This window comes from Boseongicola sp., from assembly GCA_014075275.1.
Classification (GTDB): Bacteria; Pseudomonadota; Alphaproteobacteria; order Rhodobacterales; family Rhodobacteraceae.
The window spans coordinates 1-18,574 of sequence record CP046179.1 but is presented as its reverse complement, the minus strand read 5'-3'; the positions used below and the strand labels follow the sequence as shown (position 1 = coordinate 18,574).

Below are 18,574 nucleotides of genomic sequence, written 5' to 3'. Positions count from 1 at the left end.
GCTTGTTCAGATTAGGCGTCAGTCGCAGCACCGTCTTTGCGCGAGATCAACTCAGGGTGGACGACCGGGTCCGGCCTCCGCGCGCTCGCCCCGGTTGGCGGAGCTGCGGTAGGCAGAGCGGACGACCAGCGGCTTGCCGAGCCGGTCGCGCAGCGCCTGCAGCTTGTCGAGCGCGGGCTCGTTGATCAGCAGTTTGCCGGTGCCGCGGCAGGCGATTTCGGCGGGGGAGAAGTTGGGCCAGCGCCAAGTGCCCTCGGGTACATCGCGCCAGTGGTCATAAAAGGTCGTGGTCATGGTGTCCTCCAGAAACGAAAAACCCGCCACATAGGCGGGTCGGTTGGGCTGATGGTTTTGGATTGGGCGCAGCTACGGAGCACCGCCGAAGATTTTCAGCTTGATGGCGATGCCCGCGAGCAGCGCCAGCATCACGCCGGTGGTGATCATGCGGACGGCGGTCTGCATCGCCGTTCGCCGCACCAGACGAATGCAGTCCACCAGGGAGCGCAGATCCCGGATGTCGAGCGCGGCCTCATCGCCGTCGAGGCCGACGTCGGCGAGCGCGCGCTTGGCGCCTTTCTCGGCAGCGCGTGCCAGCATGGCCTCGAACTCAGCGTCGGGCATGCGCACAAAACCCTGGTCGGATCGAGGTGGTGTCATGGGCTATTCCTCCCGCCGCTCAGCCGACCTTGCAGCCCCAGAAGGACGTGTGGTCGGCCGCGAAATACCCGTCTTGAGCGCGGAAATACCCCTGCAGTTCTACAGTGTCGCCTGCAGTCAGCGGCACCATGGTTTGCAGCCAGATGGCGGTGGCCAGCGAGACATGGGTGGCGGAGCTCTCGCCGAAGGAACCGCGAATCTCCGTTGTCCCGTTTAGCACCAGCCGCCCGCGCATCCGGGCCGAGGTGCTGGAATTGACCTTGTAGAGCAGCGTCGCGCCGAAGAGGTACGTGCCGTCCACAGGTGCTGTGAAGAGGCCGGTTCCGGCATCGAAACAACCTTGATCGTTGTAGTCGGTGTTGTTGAGGCCGATCTTTGTCCAGGCTCCAACGCCCACGTAGTTGTCGTAGTTCGTGTAAGCCTTGAAGCGCGGCAGTTGCGGCTGCTCGACGATGCCAGTGGCGTTGTCGACGCTCAGCCCGTCGAAGAAAGTGCTGCCGTCGGCGGACACAGCGAGGCGAAAGCGGTCGGAGCCGAAGAGGCCGACCAACGCCTTTGTCACGAAGTTAGTCTGGAGGGTCAGGCCGAGATCGTCACCCGCCGCCTCCTTGTTCATGGTGTAGAAAAGATCGCCGGTCCCGCCCTCGGCTACTGTCTTCGCCGTCCAGAGCGCAGCGTTGAGCTTGGCTGAGAATGGGTTCGAGGTGTCGGCGGTGGTGCCCAGCCCTAACAGCGCGAGGTTCTGCAGCGCATTGGGCGTGGTTCCGATCCAGGTCGCACCGTCGTAGACCAGCAGCAGCGCCTCGTCTTCGACCCATACCCGCCAGCCGGTCCGGGGTGGCAAGCGCATCCATAGACCGTCGGTGAACAGCGCTACGTTCAGGTCCCATCCCGCCCAGTCGCCCGTTGCGCCCGAGCCGACGATGTAGCGGTCGCCATCAGCCGGGCTGCCTGGCGGCGCGGCCAGATCACGGTCGAGAACAGAAAGCTGTACGAGCCCATCGAGCAGTCGCAGGGCCTCGTTGTGGGTGACATACTTCTGGGCCTGCGCGGCCAGAATGTAAGGGAGCAGCAGGTTGGTCGTGGTGTCGGACATAGCGGTCCTCAGAGTTGGAGCGTGACGGTTTTGGCGGCACCCCGCCCGATCAGGGCGGAGAGCTGGAAGATGCGGATTGTCAGCGTGTCGCCGGGCGTGACCAGCGCGCCCCAATCGGCAGTTTGTTGGGCGGCCGTGTAGATCGCGCTGGTCGTGGTCGCGCTCAGCACCCGCTTGACCGTTGCACCATCGAGGGTCTCGACCTCATAGGCTTCAACCTCCTCGACCAGGGGCACCTCCACCGCGCCCCAGCTGTCGGCCGAGAGCGCTCGGGATCGGCGCGTCCAGCGGATTGTCAGATCGCTGGGAACGCGTGGCGTGCGCCACGGCTGCTCGACATGGGCGACGGAGAACGGCCGCAGTCCGGCGCCCTCGGGCGTGAAGCTGGCCGCAACATAGGTCTCGTCGCTGACAGATCGGCTTGCCGGACCGATGCGCCAGTTCCAGGGAAGGCCGAGATCGCCCTCGGAAATCGGCAGCGACGCGAGCGTGCTGTCCAACACGACGGCCCGTGCACCCGCAGGTGCCGGGTCGGCCATGGCCGCTTCCGTGCCGCGCTGGCCTCGCAGGAGCTGCGTCAGGCGATAGCGGTCCGGCGCAATCAGGTCCGCCACGCCCGCTTGCACGATTTCCCAAGTGCCAGGTGCGCTCTCGATGGCCAGCGCATTGGCCCCACCGAACAGCGTCAGGTCCGTGACACTTTCCAGCGTACTAGAGAGCAGATCAACTACGAGCGCATTGCCGAGATCGAAGCGCGAAGTCGGTCCTCCATAGAAATCCGACACCAGCGTCCCGATCTGGGCACGGCCGCCAAAACTGGTCAGCAGCTCAAACCCATCCGTCGATGGGCTGCGGAACACTGCCATCTCGCCCGGCCAAGGAACGGCATGGGCCACGACAAACGGGCGATGGGCGGGCTGATCCTCGGTCAGCTGTGGCAGGTCCATCAGCATCACCTCAGGCGCGCCGAACACCACGGCCTTTGACAAGGACGACGGTCGTGGTGATCCGGGCGGCAGGTCGTGGGCCTCGCGATCCTGGCGGACCGCTTCAATACCTCGCGCCTCGGCATCCGCTATCGAGACCAACCGCAGCGGAATGTGTCGCCCGTCATGTTCCAGCGTCACGACGTCCGCCGGATCCAATGCCAGCCGCGAGGGTGGCAAGCGAAACGCGGCTGTCTCCCGCCCGGTCCAGGCTTCCATCAGCGCCCGGCGGCAGCGCCGTTCGGCTTCCTCAGGCGGGACTGCCATGGGGAAGGACTCCGAGGCAATGCGGGTCGTGTCCACGGTGATGCGCCGCGCCTCGACGAGGGCGGCGTCATAATCCTCGTCGGCACGCGCGACCTGCCATTTCAGGGCCTGTGGCAGTTCCGTCTCCTGCGCGCGGGTCAGTTCCAGCACATCGCCTTCGCGGGCCGCCACCAGGTCTTCGTGCGTCACGCTTGCTGCGGCGGCGCGCCCGCGCATCACAAACCGGATCATGCCCTCGGTCTCGACCGCGTCGAAGCCGAAATGCCGCGACAGCGTGGTGATCGAGGCGCGCGGGCTTTCGAGCGCGCCAATTGCATATCCCTCGACCGCGCCCCAGAGACCGGTGACGTCGATCCGGGCTTCCGGCATTCCGGCTCGCAGGCAGAGATGCCGGACCAGCGCAGCCAGCGACACCGCGCCGAGCCGCCCCGTCAGCCAGTGCCCCAGCCGCCAGTTCGCGCCGTCTGTCCAGACGTCGGTCAGTGCCGGGAAGAACGGATAGGGCCGCGCGTCCCAAGTCCAGGCGGCGCATTCAGGTACATGCACCATCCGGCCGCCGTAGATGCCGGAGATCGGGTTGTTCGAAGCTTCGCCCCACCAGAGATATGTCGCCTCGAGATAGGTGCGCTGGATGGCGTCGTCGCGCCAACCCCGCGAGAAATGCGGCGTGAAGCTCTCCGACGACTTCGGATCGAAGAACACATTGGGCTGGTTCGTGCCGCGGTCGATGGCCGGGCAACCCAGCTCAGTGAACCAGACGGGCTTGGATTGCGGCACCCACGCGGTCGGCGTCCCGCTCTCCATTCCGCCCGGACGGTTGTAATGCGCACTCGACCACCAGGCGCGCAGATCCTTGTAGCGGAAGACCCACGGCTTGGCCGCCACACCATCGGTGATCGGGGTACGGACCTGCGCAGTGCGGTCAGCAGCCGATGCATAGAACCAATCGAAGCCTTCCCCGCCCGCGATGTTTCCCTGCAGGTAGGCGCGGTCGTAGATCGCGGGCCAGCCCTCGGCCGCGTCGAGATGCTCGAACCCGTCGCGCCAGTCCGACAGCGGCATGTAGTTGTCGATCCCGACGAAATCGATTTCCGGATCGGCCCAGAGCGAGTCGAGGTGGAAGAACACGTCGCCCGAGCCATCGCCCGGCTGGTGCCCGAAATACTCCGACCAGTCGGCGGCGTAGCCGATCTTCGTCCCGGACCCGAGGATCGAGCGCACATCCGCAAGGAGATCTTGATAAGCCTGCACCGCAGGATAGGTGGCCGCACCCGAGCGGATCGTGGTCAGCCCCGGCATCTCGGTGCCGATCAGGAATGCGTCGACCCCGCCCGCCGCCGCGCAGAGATGCGCGTAATGCAAGACCATGCGCCGCAATCCCCAGTCGCCGGAAGGCCCGGTCCACGAAACCGACTGACCCGCCACGCTGAAGCTGGCGGGCATTGCCTCGCCGAACAGCGCCGACACCTGCGTGGCGGCCGTGGCGGTCTTGTCCACTGTCCCAGCATACCCCGCCGCAGGCGAACAGGTGATCCGACCCCGCCAGGGAAAAGCGGGCTGGCCCGTCTCGGCGGCATTGTCGGAATACGGGTTGGGAAGGCTGTTGCCGGGTGGCACATCCATCAGGATGAACGGATAGAAGGTGACGCGCAGGCCGCGCGCCTTGATCTCCTGAATTGCCTGCACGACAGCGAAATCGGCGGGCGTGCCACCATAGACCGGCCGATCCTGATCGTCGCGGCTGACCAGAAAGGCATTGGCCCGGCTGACACCATTCACAGACCAGGTCGACGGTGTGGTGGTCTTGGCGGTGACCTCGACACCCGGCCGCACCTTGCAATTGCGTGCCCGCAGATCGTCTCCGAACCAGGCAACCACCAGTGACACACTCTCGACCTTCGGTGCCATCGCCTGCAGCCGATCCAACGCCACCACCATGTCGGCGGTATCGGTCAGCGCATTGAGGTTTTCGGGCTCGGACGATCCGCCACTGCCTTTGCGGATGCCCTGCGTGGCATAGGCGAACTCACCTGAGGCCGGGATCATGGTGACCGCTTGCGTGAGACCCTCCGCCGTGTCCAGATCGGCCAGCGGGCGGAACACCTCGAAACTCAGCTGCGGGATGCGGTTGCCGTAATTCCCAAGCGGAAGGTCTTCGAAAACGACATAGGCCGTGCCGCGATAGGCCGGTGTGCTTAATGCCCCCATCTTGGCCGCGATGAACGGATCGACCGTCTGCGCTTCGTCTCCCGGATACCAGCGCCAGGTGATCCCGGTGGTATCCAGCAGCTTGCCGTCGGCCCAGATGCGGCCAATGCCGGTGATCTGCCCCTCGCAAAGCGCGACGGCGAAGCTCGCATAGTAGAAATACTCGGTGGTCTTGACCTTGCCGCCACCCCCGCCGCCCTTACCGCCACCCTGCGTGGTCGTCTTGGTCTCCTCGCGGAAATCCGTCGCCCAGACGATATTGCCGCCGATCCGCATGCGGCCGTAAAGGCGCGGGATCACCGCCCCTTCGGTGGCCGAGGTGATGCGCAGATTGTCCATCCGCGCGCCTTCGATGCGCTGGGTCGGCGCGAGCGAAGAGATGATCCAGCTGTCGACAACCGATCCGATGGTGGAGCCGATGAAGCCGCCAATGGTGGCGGCGCTGACGCCGAGGATCGCGCCGCCAATACTGCCGCCAATGGCAGCGCCAGCGGCGCCGAGAACGAGGGTGGCCATGTCGGGGTCTCAGCGTTGGGGGAACAGGAAGGCGAAGGCGATGCGCCGCCGCCAGGATGGAGTGAGCGGTTCCTCGATGACGCCGAGGCGCTCATAGGCGTGGAGGAAGGTGCCAGGCCCGGTGAGGATCCCGACATGTTTGGCAATGGCGCGGGGCTTCATGCGAAAGAGGACCAGCGCGCCGGGACCGGCTGCGGAGGGAGCAATCTCCGGCATCATGCGCCGAGCGCCCTCGGCCAGCACTTCGCGCGGCCCGGTTTCACCCCAGTCCCGGCTGTAGGGCGGGATCGGGAACGGTTCAGGACCGACGACTTCGCGCCAGACCCCGCGTGCCAACCCGAGGCAGTCGCAACCGACACCCCGAAGGCTGGCCTGATCGTGGTATGGCGTGCCGAGCCAGGAGCGCGCGATGGCGATGACGCGCTGGGGGTCGGCCGATGCGAGGGGTTTTGTCAAAGCACGGACCCTTCGTGTCCACCATCCTTGGTGGCATAGCGGAGCACCGCGTCCTGGCCGGGAATATGCGGGAATCCACGAAAGTTTGCTGTGTTGGCGAACTTCGCCCCGCAGGTCTCGATCCGCTTGTCGCAGCCTGCACGGATGGTGAAGGCATCACCCTCGGCGATACCGCGCACCGGTGCTTCGAGCAGCGTCAGCACCGCGATGCCATCGGTCACGTCGTGACCGAGCACCTCGGTCCGACGCCCCACATTCGCGCCGCTGGTCCATTCCACGGTGCCGAAATTGAACCATCCGGCTGTGAAGACACCAAGGCCAGAGGCGGTGAAGGCCCGATCACGCAGGAGATCGATGACAGCGCCGGTACCCTTGTAGGTGGGGTCCTCCAGATCGAGCCCGCAGCGCGCATCCCCGAGCACGGCATCGCAGGTCGCCTGAAAGGTCCGCCCGACCGTCTGGCCCAGCACATGCGCCAGCGAGCGCACCTCCGCGACGAAGGCCAGCCGCCCGCGCCGGATCTGACCGATGGCACCGCGGCGCATCAGCACGCGCTGGCCCGTGTCCGCCCAGTTCACCCGCCAGACTTCGACCTCGGCGTTGTCCCAGCGGCCGTCGAGAATGTCGGTCTCGGTGATGCGGTCGGAGGTCAGCACGCCCTCGGCGTCCTGCGCATCGACCGACAGGTCCGATCCCGACCGCACCTCGGAGGCCGTGAGGCCGCTCTCGGGCTCGAAATCAGTGCCGTCGAAGCTGACCGTCCGGTCGTGGTCGGTGAAGCCGAAACTCGCGTCGTCAGCCCGCGAAATCCGCCAGCACCAGGCGAGCGTTGTTGTCCCGTCGTCCAGATGCGCTTGCAGATCGGGATTGATGTTTTTCATCGGCGGAGTTCCAGCAAGGGTATGGAGGTGATCGAGCCCAGCCGCTCGAGATCAAGCGTCACGTCGAGCACGTCGGTGTCGAAGCGGACGGGTACGTCGAACTGGAAGCCCGCTGTGACGGCGATGCCAGCGCCCGGGGCGGCGCTGAAGGTGACAACGCCGGTCGTGGTGTCGACCGACCAGCCCGAGGGCTGCTCGACCCCACCAAGCGCGATGCGCACGGTTCCGGTCACTGGTTTAGCGATGGCGCGCGTCCAGGATTGCACCCCGGAGGTGTAGCGCTTGATTAGTTGGAAGGCGGTCGTCGCGCCGTCGCCGGTGCCAATCGCCTGATTGTTCGGTGCCGGCGTTCCCGAGGGAACGCAGGACTTGTGGTCGCCCCAGTCCTTGAACCTAAAGCCATGCAGCCGACCGTTGCGGGCCTCGAAGAAGGCCACGACCGCCGCCAGATCGTCCGCGCGGCGGATGCCATAGGCGACATCGTAGCGGCGGCGGCTGTTCGCCCAGCTGGCGTTGCGCTCCTCGTCGCCGGAAGCGAGTTCGACGATCTGGGTCCGCCGCTCGGGCCCGCCGCGCGCACCCCGGCTGATATTGTCGGGAAACCGGACTTCGTGAAACGCCATCACATACCCCTTCGCCCGAGCGAGACGGCGCGGGCGATGTCCGCCGCAACCTGCGTCCGGGACTGCCGGAAGCTCTCGGCGTCGCGCGCCATGATGGTGACATTCACGCCACCGGCTGCGCCGTAGCTCTGAGCTTCGCGGCGAGACAGCACGCGCTCGCCGCGTTGCAAGATGGCCGGAACTTCATCGTGGCGGAGCCCTGCAACGCCGCCGGCATGCATGCGAGGCGCTGCCGCGAAAGCCATCGCCGGGACCATCCGGCTTGGCGAAGAGTCTCCGACCATGCCGCCCGCGTGCAGGATGTTGGCGAAGATCCCGCCCGCGCCCCCCAGCGCGCCAGAGAGCGCGTTGGCAATAGGCCCGAGGATGAACCGCCTCGCCGCCAGCTTGGAGAGATCGGCCAGCAGCGAGGTAACCAGATCGCGGAAATCCAGCTTGCCGATTTTCACGAATTCGCCGACCGCATTCTCGGCCGACTGGAACGCGCTGACGAGGCTCTGGCCGATGTCCCCGCCAATCTCGCGCGCCTTGCTGGCATAGTCGCTGAGCGCTGCGGTGACCGCCTGCCAGCCGGAAACTGCGGCGTCGATGTCAGGTTCGGCTGCAGCGGCAGCAGTCTCGGCCGCTGCACCCGCACCCGTGGCCGCCTGTCCGGCATCGCCAAGGGCAGTTTCCAATCGCTCCGCCGCGTTGGTCGCCTCGGTCAGCGCGTTCGCGCCAGCTTCATCGCTGCCCCGCACCGCATCACGCAATGCCTGCCAACTGGCGAGTGGCGCGCGCGCGCCTTCGGCCAGATCGTGGGCCGCGCCACGATATGTGTTGGCCGTGGCAAGCGCAGTATTGGCCGCCGCAGTGAGCCCGAGATCGGGTGCGGAAAGCGGGTTATCCTCAAAAGCGCGGTCGAAGGCGGTCTGTGCGGCTGTGGTCGCGGCAGTTGCTGCGCCCTCAAACCGGTTCTCGATCTGACCAAGTTCGAGATCGGGAATGATCGAGATGCGACGCTCTGACCCGAGCGCTTCCAGCCCCTGGTTGATCCCCCCGATGAATGTGTTGATCCGCGAGACGACGCCGTTCAGCATCGCCTCAACGCCGTCGATCAGGCTGTTGGCCGCCTGAAACGCCAGATCGCCGATGGCGGCTGGCAGCAGTCCCCAGATCGCCTTGATCGCCTCGTAGGCCCCCTCGAAGGTGTTCGCGGCCGTGTTGCCGAAAGTCACGACGCTTTCGATGGCGCTCTGCATACCCGACGCCGCATCAGACTTCAGATCGAAAAACATTGCAGTGGCCGCAGCGCCCGCCGCAGCTGCCCCCATCTTGATGCGGTCCCACACCTCGACGGCGAGGTCCTTCAGAAGCGACATCGCCTCTCCAAATCCGCCCGCGCCAGTAACAAGGCGGGTGAACTGGTAGACGAGCTCGCCCGCGCCAACGATCAACGCGCCGATGCCGGTGCGGATCAGTGCCCCACGAAGGAGCACCAGCGCGGTGGCGAGGCCACGGACCGAGAGAGCTGCGACGGCAATCCCGGCGACCCAACGCCCTGCAAGAAAAGCCACAAACGTAGCGGCATAGGTGGTCAGACGGCCGATGTTGTCGAAGACACTGCGGATCGCGATGCCGAGCGGGCCTGTGCGGCTCGCAACCGCCGCCATGGCATTCGCGACCGCTTCCAGCGCGGGTGCCGCAGCGACCGTCAGCTGGTTCGACAGCCCGCGCCAGATCAGCCCCAACCTTGAGATGGCGTCGTTCGTCTGCTCGATCTGGTCGGCATCCTGCTCCGACACGACGACGCCGAAGGCCAGAACATCCTCTTTCGCCTGGCGCAGCGTCGCGGTGTCGATCCGCGACATGGCGATGGAGCCTTCCTCGCCAAAGAGCTGACCGGCGACGGCCGCGCGTTCGGCTGCGGGCACAAATTCCTCGATGGCCGCGTTGATCGCGCCCACACGCTGATCCAGCGGCAGGGAAATTAGGTCGGCAGCCGAAAGCCCCAGCCGATCCAGCGCGTCGGCGGCAGGTCCGGTCCCGGCGGCCGCCTGGCTGAGACGGCGCGTCAGATCCTTGGTGGCCTGCTCGATGCCGGACATCGACACGCCCGCCAGCTCGCCCGCGCGCTCCAGCGTCTGGATCGAGGCGACGGTGGTCCCCAGCGACTGCGCGAGCTTGGCCTGCGCATCGACGGTTTGCAGCCCGGATCGGACCATCGCCACGCCAGCAGCAGCGGCGGCGGCCACGGCGGCAGCGGCAGCCACTGCAACACGACGGGAGAACGCCGCAAGTCGGGCGTTGGCCGCCTCCATCTCGCGGCTGAGCCGCCCGAACCCTCGCACCCCGGCCTCACCGACACCTTCCAGTTCGGCGCGCACCTGTCGGCCACCGACCGCGGCAAGGCGGACAGAAACGCGCTTTTCAGCCATTGGAATGATCCATCTGTTCGTTGAGCTTCGCAACCATCACGGATTCAATGACGGGCAGCAGTTCGGCCATGGCCAGGGGTGGGATGCCGAGCGCGTCACCGAGAGCGAGCGCAGCGGTCAGGTCCCAGCCGATCACCGCACCCGGCAGAACGCGGAGCTGGCCGCCGAGACGGTCGACCAAGTCCCAGACCTGCCAACCCTCGTAAGTCAGCGGCCGGTTCAGCCACGCCGGGCAGTCTTCGCACGCCGTTTGGCAGGCGTCGCAGTAGCGTTCGCCCCCGCCGAAGGACCACTCGGCAAGGACGCGGAGACGTTTTTTTCCTGTTCCAGCAGCAGGCCTTTGGAGACGTAGGTCAGCTGGAAGGCCTCGAAGATAGGCCAGACATCGAGCAGCGCGTCGATGGCCTCGGGGCTGGGATCGATCGGCTCGCCGTCCGCGTCGCCGATGCCGTCCCAGGCGAGCACCGCCCTCCGTGCGAGAGCTTTGGCGAAGGCCACGGCGCGCTCCTCGTCGGAGGCCTCTTTGGGGACCGCTTCGACGGCGGGATCGCTGCGGGTGGCCACCATCAGCGCGGTAGTCAGCGGTCGCAGTTGCGCCCGCACGCCGGGGGCAAGACTATGCCAGCGCGGCGCGTTCGTTAGGTCGAGCGTGAGCATCAATATGTCTCCACATCGTTCAGGAGGGTTGCGGTGCACATCCGGCCGACGACGCTGTCGCGGGCGGCTTGCCAGTCGAAAGTGGCCTGCACGCCCTGCGGCCCGGAAATCTCGATGCGCGGGCGTGGCAGGTAGACGGCGTGCACGGTGAAGGTGAAGCTTTCGCCCGAGGGCAGCAGATAGGCGAACTCAAGCTCGCAAGGATCGCCATTGATCGCCTGCGTCACCAGTGTCTGGTCAGCGAAGCGCACCTCGATGGAGCCGGTCAGCGCAGCGATGGACGGGTCCGCGCCGTCGATGCGGCCGTCCGAGCGGATGGTCTCGATGCGGTCGAGGTTGTTGGCGTAGGTAATGTCGGCCGAGACCACATTGCCGAGGGCAGATCCGTTGCGGGTGATCGCCCCATTGAAATGGCCGAAGCGCTGCAATTCCAGCGCGGCGGGCGTGCCTGCGCTGGTCGTTGTGCCCACCGTCTCGCCCTGCGCCACCAGCCGGGATGTCGCGGTCAGCAGCCCCGAGCGCTGCATCTGCCAGTTGATCTGGTCGAGTACACAGCCGGAATACATCGCGTAGCGCGGCACTTCGGGCATGCCGGTCTCGATGGACATGCTGGGCAGCATCCAAGACCCCGACTGAAACTCGTGCGTCCAGGGACCGGTGCCAGATGTGGTCGGGTCGCCAAAGGTCGCCTTCAGCCAGAAGCCGAAGGCCTCGGCGTCGAGCGGCACGACGACATCGCCGTCTGCCGTCACCGCATCCTTGATCGGTGCCAGCGGATCGCGGCCGTAGCCCAGCAGTTCCGAGTTCAGCAGCGGCTGCTCCGCGCCGAGCGAGGTGCTGGCGAAGGGCATCTTGGTGAAGCCGCCGACTGGCGGCGTGCCATAGGTCGTTTCGAACGCAAGCGCCATCTGCGCCCGCGCCCCTTGGGCTCGTGCCATCGTATTCTCCTTGAATTGTCAGGGTCAGCCGAGCGGATCGGCCGTTGAATAATGCAGCACCACCGGGATCACGGCCGCCTTCAGGCTCGCCGCGCCTTCGACCGGCAGATCGACCGGGCGTGGCGCTTCTGCTTCGACCCAGTCGCATAGGCCGCCGAGCGTGCGGTCGGCGGCAATTGCCGTGCCGATGCTGGCGGTCAGCGTGTCGAAGACGGCGTCACGGTCGGTGCCCTGCACGACCGCCTCAATCTCGGCACGGTGCTGGTAGTGGTAGCGCAGGGGCGACAGTGTTACCTCGGGATCGCCTGGCTCCCCATCCCGAAGGATCAACAGGCCATCGGCGGGTATGCGCTCGGGCAAGACCTCACCCCGCAGGGCGGTTGCGGCCAGCGTCAAAAGCCGCGCCTGCAGCGCGGTGAGAATGGTTTCACGAACAGTCATGGTGTCTTTCCGGGCTCGACAGTAGAAATTGCTGGCTCAATGCACCCATGAGCTCCGGAAAAAAGGCTGCGAACTGCGATGGAAGGAGCTCGGGAAAACTACTAAGTCTTGTGTGGGTTTTCACTAGGAAGTCAGATGATTACAGACAGATTCGAAGATTTTGCACAGTCGCTGCGAGTTTTCATTGAACAGAAATACAGATTCCAAGAACTATTCCTCATCGATTCAAGCGAGGCGATCGGCAATGTTGAGCTCGCCTGTAAGAGCATGCTCGACACATTCGCCAGCTTGTACGACGCAGTTCGAGAAACTCAGGAAGTCGATTTTGATTTTTATGCACACCCGCTTTGTTGCGCTGTTCTTGCATACAGAAATGCCAAGCATCACAATAAAGCGCACGGCATCCGCAGTGTGCACCGCCATGCGCAGCAGAACGAACGCCAAGACTACCTCCTTGTAGATTTTCCTGCTGGGGACGGCGAAGACGGCGGAGGGTTCATTGACCACTACGCTTCTTGGGGAGACTTTTGTGTGCTCCTCGACATGCCAAGGGATCAAAGCCGCTTGCGCGCAAATGCTCGGAACCTCGTCAGACACCGCATCGAGGCAGATGGATTTGAACGTTTCGCTGATCAGGACGGAGTTCCAATCCATCGGGTCTTTATAAACATGATTCCAATAATAATTGGCGCTGGATCAGAGTTTATTACCTATTTGAAGCCACATATTCGCGCTCAAAGTGTGGAGGCCGAGCATTTCGTTTCGCATTTCGAACATGTGGAGCAAGCCAACTTTTCTCGACCTAAATACTTGGAGTTAACGAGTTCGGTTTTTGGTTAGGGTTGCTTGGCACGAGGAAACGATAGCCAATTTCCGATCCTATCGCTGAACAACCCATTTCGCCACGATCAGCCCCGGGACGCTGTCAAGCGCCCGGTCTGCATCCCGCGCGAGGTCCAGCCGCTTCGGCAGTTTCACCTGCGGCACGAGCAGGAAGATCGGCGCGGTGACCTTTCCGCGCCCGGTCTTGGAGCGGGACACGACCGCCTGACCCTTCGTGTTCAGCCGTCCCTCTGCCACCAGCAAGCTCGGCCCCGTGCGACGATAGACGAAACGCAGGCGCAGCCCGCGTCGCCGTTCCCATTCGCCGGGGGTTATCCTGCCGCCGCGCAGCGACTTGCCTGCGGCGGGCAGCGGGATCGCCAGCCAGAACCCGTCTTTCGAGCGGATCAGCGGGCCGGTGTCATGCGCTCCCACGATGACCGGGGCCTTGGACCAGACCAGCGCGGCTGCATCCAAGCTCTCGCCCGACCTCGGGAAGTTCTGGTTGCGGATCGAGTTGGCAAGCCGTCGCCCCAATCCCGCGCCAGTGATCTGCGTGCGCCAGGCAGTCTTGAGCCCGGTCCCGGCCTCGCGCATGGCAGCTGTCACAGCACGTTCGCCCGCCGCGACCTCCGCTGCCATCATGGCGACGATGTCCGGATCGATGTCGAGCTTCAGCTTCACGCGGGCCTCAGATCAACAGTCCAGACCAGCCGCTCCCGGTCCCGGACGGGTTCGCCCTGAATGAGGAAGGCGTCGCCATCCATTTCCAATCGGTCGCCGGGACGCGGTGCCGGAACTTCCGCGACGCGAAGATCGATCCGGGTCGTTTCCGACCAGAGCCGCGCATCGCCGAATTCGGTGATGGCATCAGCCTGCCGGGAGACGACGCGCACCAGCACGGGCGCGCCGCCATCGGAGGTGTAGACCGCCTCACGCCCGATGTTGGGATCCGCGAACAGAGCATCCAGAATGGCGGCAAACGCCGTCATCAGAAACTGCCGTTCAGGCGCACCCGGCCGATCAGGTCACCCGCGCCGCCCGCAACAGACTCAACGGCCACACCGATCAGCGTGTTCGCGGTGGCGGTCTTGGTGGCTTCCTTGTTGGTGTTGTCCCAATAGACCTTGTCACCGGTGGACCAGGCTTGGCTCGCGACTTTCTTCAGGTCGAAGACTCCGATGAGGGCGGTCTCGACCGTCTCGGCATTGGCAGCATCCCCGGCGGCCACGCCGAAAATAGAGCCGACGAGCAGGCCATCGCCGGAGGTCACGGCGTAGGGCGCGGTCAGGGTGATGGTGTTGCCGGGCTGGACGTAGTTTTTCATTGCGGGATCCTTTGCAAAATGGAACGGGCGGCCCGATTGGACCGCCCGTTAGAGGTGAGATGTCAGGGACGGCCCGTTTTATGCGCCGGGGTTCTTGTAGAGGCCGCGCCAGTCGATGGCCTTTGCGCCGAAATCGAGGCGGCACTTGATCTCGACGCCGTCGACGTCGAAGCCGTTCCGGGTCTCAATGTACGCGCCCTGCTGACCCTCGAGATAGGCGTACTCGATGGTGTCGATCTGGTTCGGGCTGGCCGCGAGGTACCAGGCGGTTACGCTGGCGGCATCGAGGCGTGGCTCGCTGATCGGCGCGAGGGTGCGGATCGACTGCGGCACGACATTGGACGTCGCTGCGGGCACCAGGTTCTGGGCGACCATCTGCTCCGCCTTCAGTTCCAGCGAGGCGGGCACGATCAGGAAGGCGGGGCGGACGTTCAGCACCGTCTTCTTGTCGAGCCCGGTCTGCTTGGCCATCGCCGCGCGGGCCGCACCGACAGCATCGACCGCCAGCGCTGCGCCTGTTCCTGCGAGGTTCTTGTGGCTGGTGTGGAACAGGGCGTTGCCGTCCGCCATCGCCGGGTTGGCGGTGATGATGCCCCAGACGACGTCCGATTCCAGCTGGGCGATGGAGTTGCCGTACATCGCGGGGATCCGAGTGAAGGCGTCGAGATCGTCGTTGATCAGCGTCTGGCGGGTGATGGCGACCACCCGGCCATAGGTCTTGACCTTGTAGCTCTCCTTGCTCTCGCCGAGTGTCCCGCGTTTGAACTCGCCGCTTTCGCCCACCTCCAGCAGCTGCGGCGCTTCGCCGAGCTGGACCCGGTGCATCGCCTTGAAGTCGGTGGCCAGAACCTGGCGGCAGAACAGCATGAATGTGCGGGGATAGGCGTCATAGGCCTGCCGCAGGGTCTTGTTGGTGACCGCCGAGAGGATCTCCGGGAAGTCGGACGTCGAATGCAAGGCCCGCGTTGCCACCTCGTCGCGAGACAGGCCCCGCGTATTGACCCCAGCATTGCCAAGGCTCTCGCGGGCCAGTTCCATGAGCGTCATGCCACGATACTGGCGAGCGGCATCTTCCAGAGTGAACAGCGTTGGGCTGTAACGGTGCAGAAGCGCGTTCGCGACGGCATCGCGGCGGGTGATCTGCTCGTCGCGGCCGCCGAGTGGGATCGACACCTGGCTGAAGGTGCGGGTTTCTTCGGATTTGGAGGCGACCTGATCGAGGATCAAACGCCGGGCTTCGCCGATATCCGTGCCGCGCTTGACCAGATCCTCGGCAAAGCTGCGCTCGAGGTTCAGCCGCCCGGCCAGATCATAGATTGTGGACACCCGGTCACGCTCCGTCTCGCGGGCCCGGGTCGCAACAGCTTCAGTGTCAGGCACAACGGGGGCATCGGGCTTCTGCGGCTTTGGCTGCGCGCGGGTCTCAACGGCAGCAACCTTCGGCTCGGCCACAGGCGTCTTCGGTTCAGTCATGGTGGTGTCCTCGGCAGCATTGATGTCGCTGGGCTGATCTTTGGCCTCTGCGGCCAGGGCGTTGGGTTTTTCCGTCATCGGGATGGCTCCTGTTTGAGTGGGTGGGACGTCCCGGCGATGGAGGACGCAATCGTGAAGTTGGGATTGGGCGCGAAACCCTGCGGCGGGATCTGCCCCGACCGGCACGGCGGACACCTCGAAGGGCGTCCAGTCCACCGCGCGCCAAAGCTCGCGAGCCGCTTCGGGCTTGGACACTTCGAACCGGTGGACCTGGTAGCCGATGGACACCGCCCGGATATGGCCCGCCTGGATATCGCGCCAGATCGGTTCGACATCGGCGCGCTCAGAAATCCGGACCTGCGCAATGCCGCGACCGTTTTCGATCCGGGCAGACCCCGGGACGACCGAGCCGATCACGGCATCCAGCGTTTCGATCTCATGCACCTTCAGAAACGGCGCGCCGGCGTTCAGACGATCGAGCCGCACATGGTCTGGATCGAGGCTCAATTCCTCGTCGTAGGGTTCGCCGAACAGGGTCGATCGACGAACCCGAGCGCCCGCTGACCAGATCACCTCGACGGTGCGGGTGTCGGTGTCCGCTGAGTTCAGCGCAAGCTCCGCCATCCGGCGCAAGGCCGGGATTTCGATCATTGTGTCCATGTTGGTCAGTCCTGTTGGTCGGCCTGCGCCGGATCGGTTTCCGCGTCAGCGGTGGGCTCGTCGTCGGCCGGTTCGTCGGCATCCGGATCGGTGGCCGGGTCGCTGGTCTGCGCGCTCCCGGTCTTGGTGACTCGTCGCGGGTCGCTGTCGAGAACCAGCCCGAGGGCATCGAGCTTGGCGTTGGTCGCAGCGATCTCGGCCAGCACCGCGTCCGGATTGCGGCCCTGCCGGGCGATCACCTCGGCCAGCGTCATGGTGCCAGATCGGATCGACAGCAGGTTCGCCATCGCGTCCTTCTGCGGATCGACCGCCTCGAACTTCGGCGGCGACCATTCGACCGGTACGTCCGGCGATGGGATCTGGCCCGCCGCCCATGCGGCTTCCGTGAACCAGCGCCAGACCGGGGCGCAGAACATCGGGATGAACAGCTGCCACTGGACGGCATCGATCTGGCGGCGGAATTCAACCAGCCCCGCGCGGATCGAGGAATAGTTCACCTGGGAGAGATCGCCGGTCAGCAACTCATACGGCACGCGGAACCCGGCCGAGATCGTATGCAGGCTCGCCCGCTTGTATTCTGCATAGCCGCCCGTAGCCGAAGGCTGGTTAAATCGAATGTCCTTGCCGCCGCGCGCATAGGCAATGAGGCCAGGCTCGAACTGCTCGACGCGGTTTCCATCAGCATCGACCACGGAGGGAGCGATGCCCTGCTGCGCCTCGTCGTCGCCGAAGACGATGGCGGTGACGCAGGCCTCGGTCTTCTTGCGGACCAGTTCGGCCACCTCGTAGTCGTCGAGGTCGCGCAAACTGCGGATCACCGGCGCGCCCCAGGGAACGCCGCGCGCCTGCGTGCGCTGCTTCTCGTAAACATGGGCGATCTCGGTCGCCGGGACCGGGCGGCTCTGCAACCCGTTCTGCAACGTGCCATAGGCATCACCCGGATGTTCGGCATGCAGCCAATAGGCCCGGCGTTTGCCGACTGGATCGAACTCGATCCCCTGGACGAGGCGTCCCGCGCCGATGGTGCCGGATTTCGTGGTGTCGAGGAAGTCGGCCTCCAGCACCTGCACTTGCAGCGGGACAGGCAAGCCATCCGCTGCGCGGCGCAGACGTCGGCGCACCAGGACCTCACCTGCCTCGACCATCTCGCGGCAGATCAACGTCTGCAGCCCATAGAAGTCGAGCTGGCCGTCGGCGTCAGCGGCGTCCGACCACCTTGCGAAGAGCGCATCGACCTTCCGGTCCAGCTTGTCATTGCCGCTCGCCGCCCGAGGCATGATGCCCGCACCGACAATGTTGTTTACCAGCACCGCCACGGCCTTGGCCGCATGCGGGTTGTTGCGGACCAGATCGCGCATCCGGTCGCGCAGCAGCGCCCCGGCCACGCCAACCTCGGTATCGGCCGAGGTGCCCGGCGCACGCCAGCCGTCGGTCCGTCGCCCCTTCGAGGCACCATCATAGCCCCGCGTCAGGGTTTCGAATGCCTGCCGCGCCAGCACACGACGGGCCGCCGTGCGTGGTGCCACCGAGGCAATCGCATGGTCAAACCAGTTGGCCCACATCAGCGATCCCCGCGCGAGAAGCCCGCGAGCCCAGCGATTGGCACCGGTTGTGTGGTGCCCGCTATGGCCCGCTCGATGGTGCGGATGCGCACCAGCAGATCCTCGGCCGAGCCATAGTCGACCGACTTGCCGTCATAGCTGACCCGGGTCGTGCCGCTGGAATAGGCCCGGCGCAACGCGGACAGCTCGGTTTCGGTCCAGTCTGCCATCAAAACCATCCTCCGCGCCGTCCGAGCCAGTCGGATTGACGTTTGCCTTGCGACGTCTGCGCTTGCCTGTTGATCTGCCCCGCGGGATCCGCAGAGGCGTCGGCGACACCGAGTTGATCCTCGAGGTCACGCCATTTCTCGTCGGTCCAGCGATCCGCACCCGCGATCCAGGCGGCGGCGCGGGCATAGACCCGGCAATCCAGCGCCTCGTTGCGCTCGCGCAGCTTCTGCCATTCCAGTCGGGCAAAGCCACGCTTCGTGCGCACCGTGACCAGTTGCTCGGCCACGAACTGCTTCAGCCATTCGTTCTCGACCCAGTGCGGCAGATGCACCGTGCCGGGTGAGAATTCTGCGCCGTTAGCGCGTTCCTCCTCGGTT

20 protein-coding genes are annotated in these 18,574 nt (G+C 65.4%); 1 reads left to right on the top strand and 19 read right to left on the bottom strand.

Annotated elements, in window-relative coordinates:
• Window positions 1–51: 51 nt before the first annotated feature.
• The 12 genes from GKR98_00100 to GKR98_00045 form a co-directional block, all read right to left on the bottom strand.
• Window positions 52–294 (bottom strand): hypothetical protein, encoded by a 243-nt coding sequence (locus GKR98_00100; protein QMU56742.1) that lies wholly within the window; start codon window positions 292–294, stop codon window positions 52–54.
• 72 nt (window positions 295–366) lie between these two features.
• Entirely contained in the window at window positions 367–657 is a 291-nt protein-coding gene (locus GKR98_00095) for a hypothetical protein (protein ID QMU56741.1), read from the bottom strand.
• A 19-nt stretch (window positions 658–676) separates the two neighbouring features.
• On the bottom strand, window positions 677–1,753 hold the full coding sequence (locus tag GKR98_00090; protein QMU56740.1) for a DUF2793 domain-containing protein: 1,077 nt from the start codon (window positions 1,751–1,753) through the stop codon (window positions 677–679).
• An 8-nt stretch (window positions 1,754–1,761) separates the two neighbouring features.
• Window positions 1,762–5,730 carry a hypothetical protein gene (locus GKR98_00085; GenBank protein QMU56739.1) on the bottom strand — a complete coding sequence of 1,323 codons (3,969 nt, stop codon included), beginning with the start codon at window positions 5,728–5,730 and terminating at the stop codon, window positions 1,762–1,764.
• Window positions 5,731–5,739: 9 nt separating this feature from the next.
• Window positions 5,740–6,186 (bottom strand): peptidase, encoded by a 447-nt coding sequence (locus tag GKR98_00080; protein QMU56738.1) that lies wholly within the window; start codon window positions 6,184–6,186, stop codon window positions 5,740–5,742.
• The gene (locus GKR98_00075) at window positions 6,183–7,067 is read right to left on the bottom strand and encodes a DUF2163 domain-containing protein (GenBank protein QMU56737.1); all 885 of its coding nucleotides are present in this window, start codon (window positions 7,065–7,067) and stop codon (window positions 6,183–6,185) included. Before GKR98_00075 ends, GKR98_00080 begins: the two co-directional genes overlap by 4 nt.
• Window positions 7,064–7,690 (bottom strand): TIGR02217 family protein, encoded by a 627-nt coding sequence (locus GKR98_00070; protein ID QMU56736.1) that lies wholly within the window; start codon window positions 7,688–7,690, stop codon window positions 7,064–7,066. The genes GKR98_00075 and GKR98_00070 overlap by 4 nt, the downstream gene beginning before the upstream one ends.
• On the bottom strand, window positions 7,690–10,107 hold the full coding sequence (locus GKR98_00065; protein QMU56735.1) for a phage tail tape measure protein: 2,418 nt from the start codon (window positions 10,105–10,107) through the stop codon (window positions 7,690–7,692). Before GKR98_00065 ends, GKR98_00070 begins: the two co-directional genes overlap by 1 nt.
• Window positions 10,100–10,288 (bottom strand): hypothetical protein, encoded by a 189-nt coding sequence (locus tag GKR98_00060; protein ID QMU56734.1) that lies wholly within the window; start codon window positions 10,286–10,288, stop codon window positions 10,100–10,102. Before GKR98_00060 ends, GKR98_00065 begins: the two co-directional genes overlap by 8 nt.
• Before the next feature lie 38 nt (window positions 10,289–10,326).
• Window positions 10,327–10,764: a hypothetical protein gene (locus GKR98_00055; GenBank protein QMU56733.1), complete on the bottom strand. Its 438-nt coding sequence runs from the start codon at window positions 10,762–10,764 to the stop codon at window positions 10,327–10,329.
• On the bottom strand, window positions 10,764–11,702 hold the full coding sequence (locus GKR98_00050; protein QMU56732.1) for a hypothetical protein: 939 nt from the start codon (window positions 11,700–11,702) through the stop codon (window positions 10,764–10,766). The genes GKR98_00055 and GKR98_00050 overlap by 1 nt, the downstream gene beginning before the upstream one ends.
• A 24-nt stretch (window positions 11,703–11,726) precedes the next feature.
• Window positions 11,727–12,143 (bottom strand): acyl-CoA transferase, encoded by a 417-nt coding sequence (locus GKR98_00045; protein QMU56731.1) that lies wholly within the window; start codon window positions 12,141–12,143, stop codon window positions 11,727–11,729.
• A 135-nt stretch (window positions 12,144–12,278) separates the two neighbouring features.
• On the opposite strand from GKR98_00045, the gene GKR98_00040 reads away from it, so the two are divergent.
• The gene (locus GKR98_00040) at window positions 12,279–12,983 is read left to right on the top strand and encodes a hypothetical protein (GenBank protein ID QMU56730.1); all 705 of its coding nucleotides are present in this window, start codon (window positions 12,279–12,281) and stop codon (window positions 12,981–12,983) included.
• Between the two features lie 39 nt (window positions 12,984–13,022).
• Here the strand turns inward: GKR98_00040 and GKR98_00035 are convergent, their stop codons facing one another.
• From GKR98_00035 to GKR98_00005, 7 genes are all read right to left on the bottom strand, one after another.
• Window positions 13,023–13,649 (bottom strand): hypothetical protein, encoded by a 627-nt coding sequence (locus tag GKR98_00035; protein QMU56729.1) that lies wholly within the window; start codon window positions 13,647–13,649, stop codon window positions 13,023–13,025.
• Window positions 13,646–13,957 carry a hypothetical protein gene (locus GKR98_00030; GenBank protein QMU56728.1) on the bottom strand — a complete coding sequence of 104 codons (312 nt, stop codon included), beginning with the start codon at window positions 13,955–13,957 and terminating at the stop codon, window positions 13,646–13,648. Before GKR98_00030 ends, GKR98_00035 begins: the two co-directional genes overlap by 4 nt.
• Window positions 13,957–14,292, bottom strand: coding sequence for a DUF2190 family protein (locus GKR98_00025; protein ID QMU56727.1), 336 nt, complete (start codon window positions 14,290–14,292; stop codon window positions 13,957–13,959). Before GKR98_00025 ends, GKR98_00030 begins: the two co-directional genes overlap by 1 nt.
• Before the next feature lie 78 nt (window positions 14,293–14,370).
• Window positions 14,371–16,425, bottom strand: a complete 2,055-nt coding sequence (locus GKR98_00020) for a peptidase U37 (protein QMU56726.1) — start codon at window positions 16,423–16,425, stop codon at window positions 14,371–14,373.
• Window positions 16,426–16,430: 5 nt separating this feature from the next.
• A complete protein-coding gene (locus GKR98_00015) occupies window positions 16,431–17,987 on the bottom strand; it encodes a phage portal protein (GenBank protein QMU56725.1) in 1,557 nt (518 codons plus the stop codon).
• A complete protein-coding gene (locus GKR98_00010) occupies window positions 17,987–18,196 on the bottom strand; it encodes a hypothetical protein (protein QMU56724.1) in 210 nt (69 codons plus the stop codon). The genes GKR98_00015 and GKR98_00010 overlap by 1 nt, the downstream gene beginning before the upstream one ends.
• Window positions 18,196–18,574, bottom strand: a 379-nt coding sequence (locus tag GKR98_00005; GenBank protein ID QMU56723.1) for a phage terminase large subunit family protein, incomplete at its 5' end; no start/stop codon positions are given. The genes GKR98_00005 and GKR98_00010, both read right to left, overlap by 1 nt.

Excerpts from the sequence above, each read along its gene's own strand:
- GKR98_00100 (QMU56742.1), bottom strand. The coding sequence starts at position 294 with ATGACCACGACCTTTTATGACCACTGGCGCGATGTACCCGAGGGCACT.
- GKR98_00095 (QMU56741.1), bottom strand. The coding sequence starts at position 657 with ATGACACCACCTCGATCCGACCAGGGTTTTGTGCGCATGCCCGACGCT.
- GKR98_00090 (QMU56740.1), bottom strand. The coding sequence starts at position 1,753 with ATGTCCGACACCACGACCAACCTGCTGCTCCCTTACATTCTGGCCGCG.
- GKR98_00085 (QMU56739.1), bottom strand. The coding sequence starts at position 5,730 with ATGGCCACCCTCGTTCTCGGCGCCGCTGGCGCTGCCATTGGCGGCAGT.
- GKR98_00075 (QMU56737.1), bottom strand. The coding sequence starts at position 7,067 with ATGAAAAACATCAATCCCGATCTGCAAGCGCATCTGGACGACGGGACA.
- GKR98_00070 (QMU56736.1), bottom strand. The coding sequence starts at position 7,690 with ATGGCGTTTCACGAAGTCCGGTTTCCCGACAATATCAGCCGGGGTGCG.
- GKR98_00065 (QMU56735.1), bottom strand. The coding sequence starts at position 10,107 with ATGGCTGAAAAGCGCGTTTCTGTCCGCCTTGCCGCGGTCGGTGGCCGA.
- GKR98_00055 (QMU56733.1), bottom strand. The coding sequence starts at position 10,764 with ATGCTCACGCTCGACCTAACGAACGCGCCGCGCTGGCATAGTCTTGCC.
- GKR98_00050 (QMU56732.1), bottom strand. The coding sequence starts at position 11,702 with ATGGCACGAGCCCAAGGGGCGCGGGCGCAGATGGCGCTTGCGTTCGAA.
- GKR98_00045 (QMU56731.1), bottom strand. The coding sequence starts at position 12,143 with ATGACTGTTCGTGAAACCATTCTCACCGCGCTGCAGGCGCGGCTTTTG.
- GKR98_00040 (QMU56730.1), top strand. The coding sequence starts at position 12,279 with ATGATTACAGACAGATTCGAAGATTTTGCACAGTCGCTGCGAGTTTTC.
- GKR98_00030 (QMU56728.1), bottom strand. The coding sequence starts at position 13,957 with ATGACGGCGTTTGCCGCCATTCTGGATGCTCTGTTCGCGGATCCCAAC.
- GKR98_00025 (QMU56727.1), bottom strand. The coding sequence starts at position 14,292 with ATGAAAAACTACGTCCAGCCCGGCAACACCATCACCCTGACCGCGCCC.
- GKR98_00020 (QMU56726.1), bottom strand. The coding sequence starts at position 16,425 with ATGGACACAATGATCGAAATCCCGGCCTTGCGCCGGATGGCGGAGCTT.
- GKR98_00015 (QMU56725.1), bottom strand. The coding sequence starts at position 17,987 with ATGTGGGCCAACTGGTTTGACCATGCGATTGCCTCGGTGGCACCACGC.
- GKR98_00010 (QMU56724.1), bottom strand. The coding sequence starts at position 18,196 with ATGGCAGACTGGACCGAAACCGAGCTGTCCGCGTTGCGCCGGGCCTAT.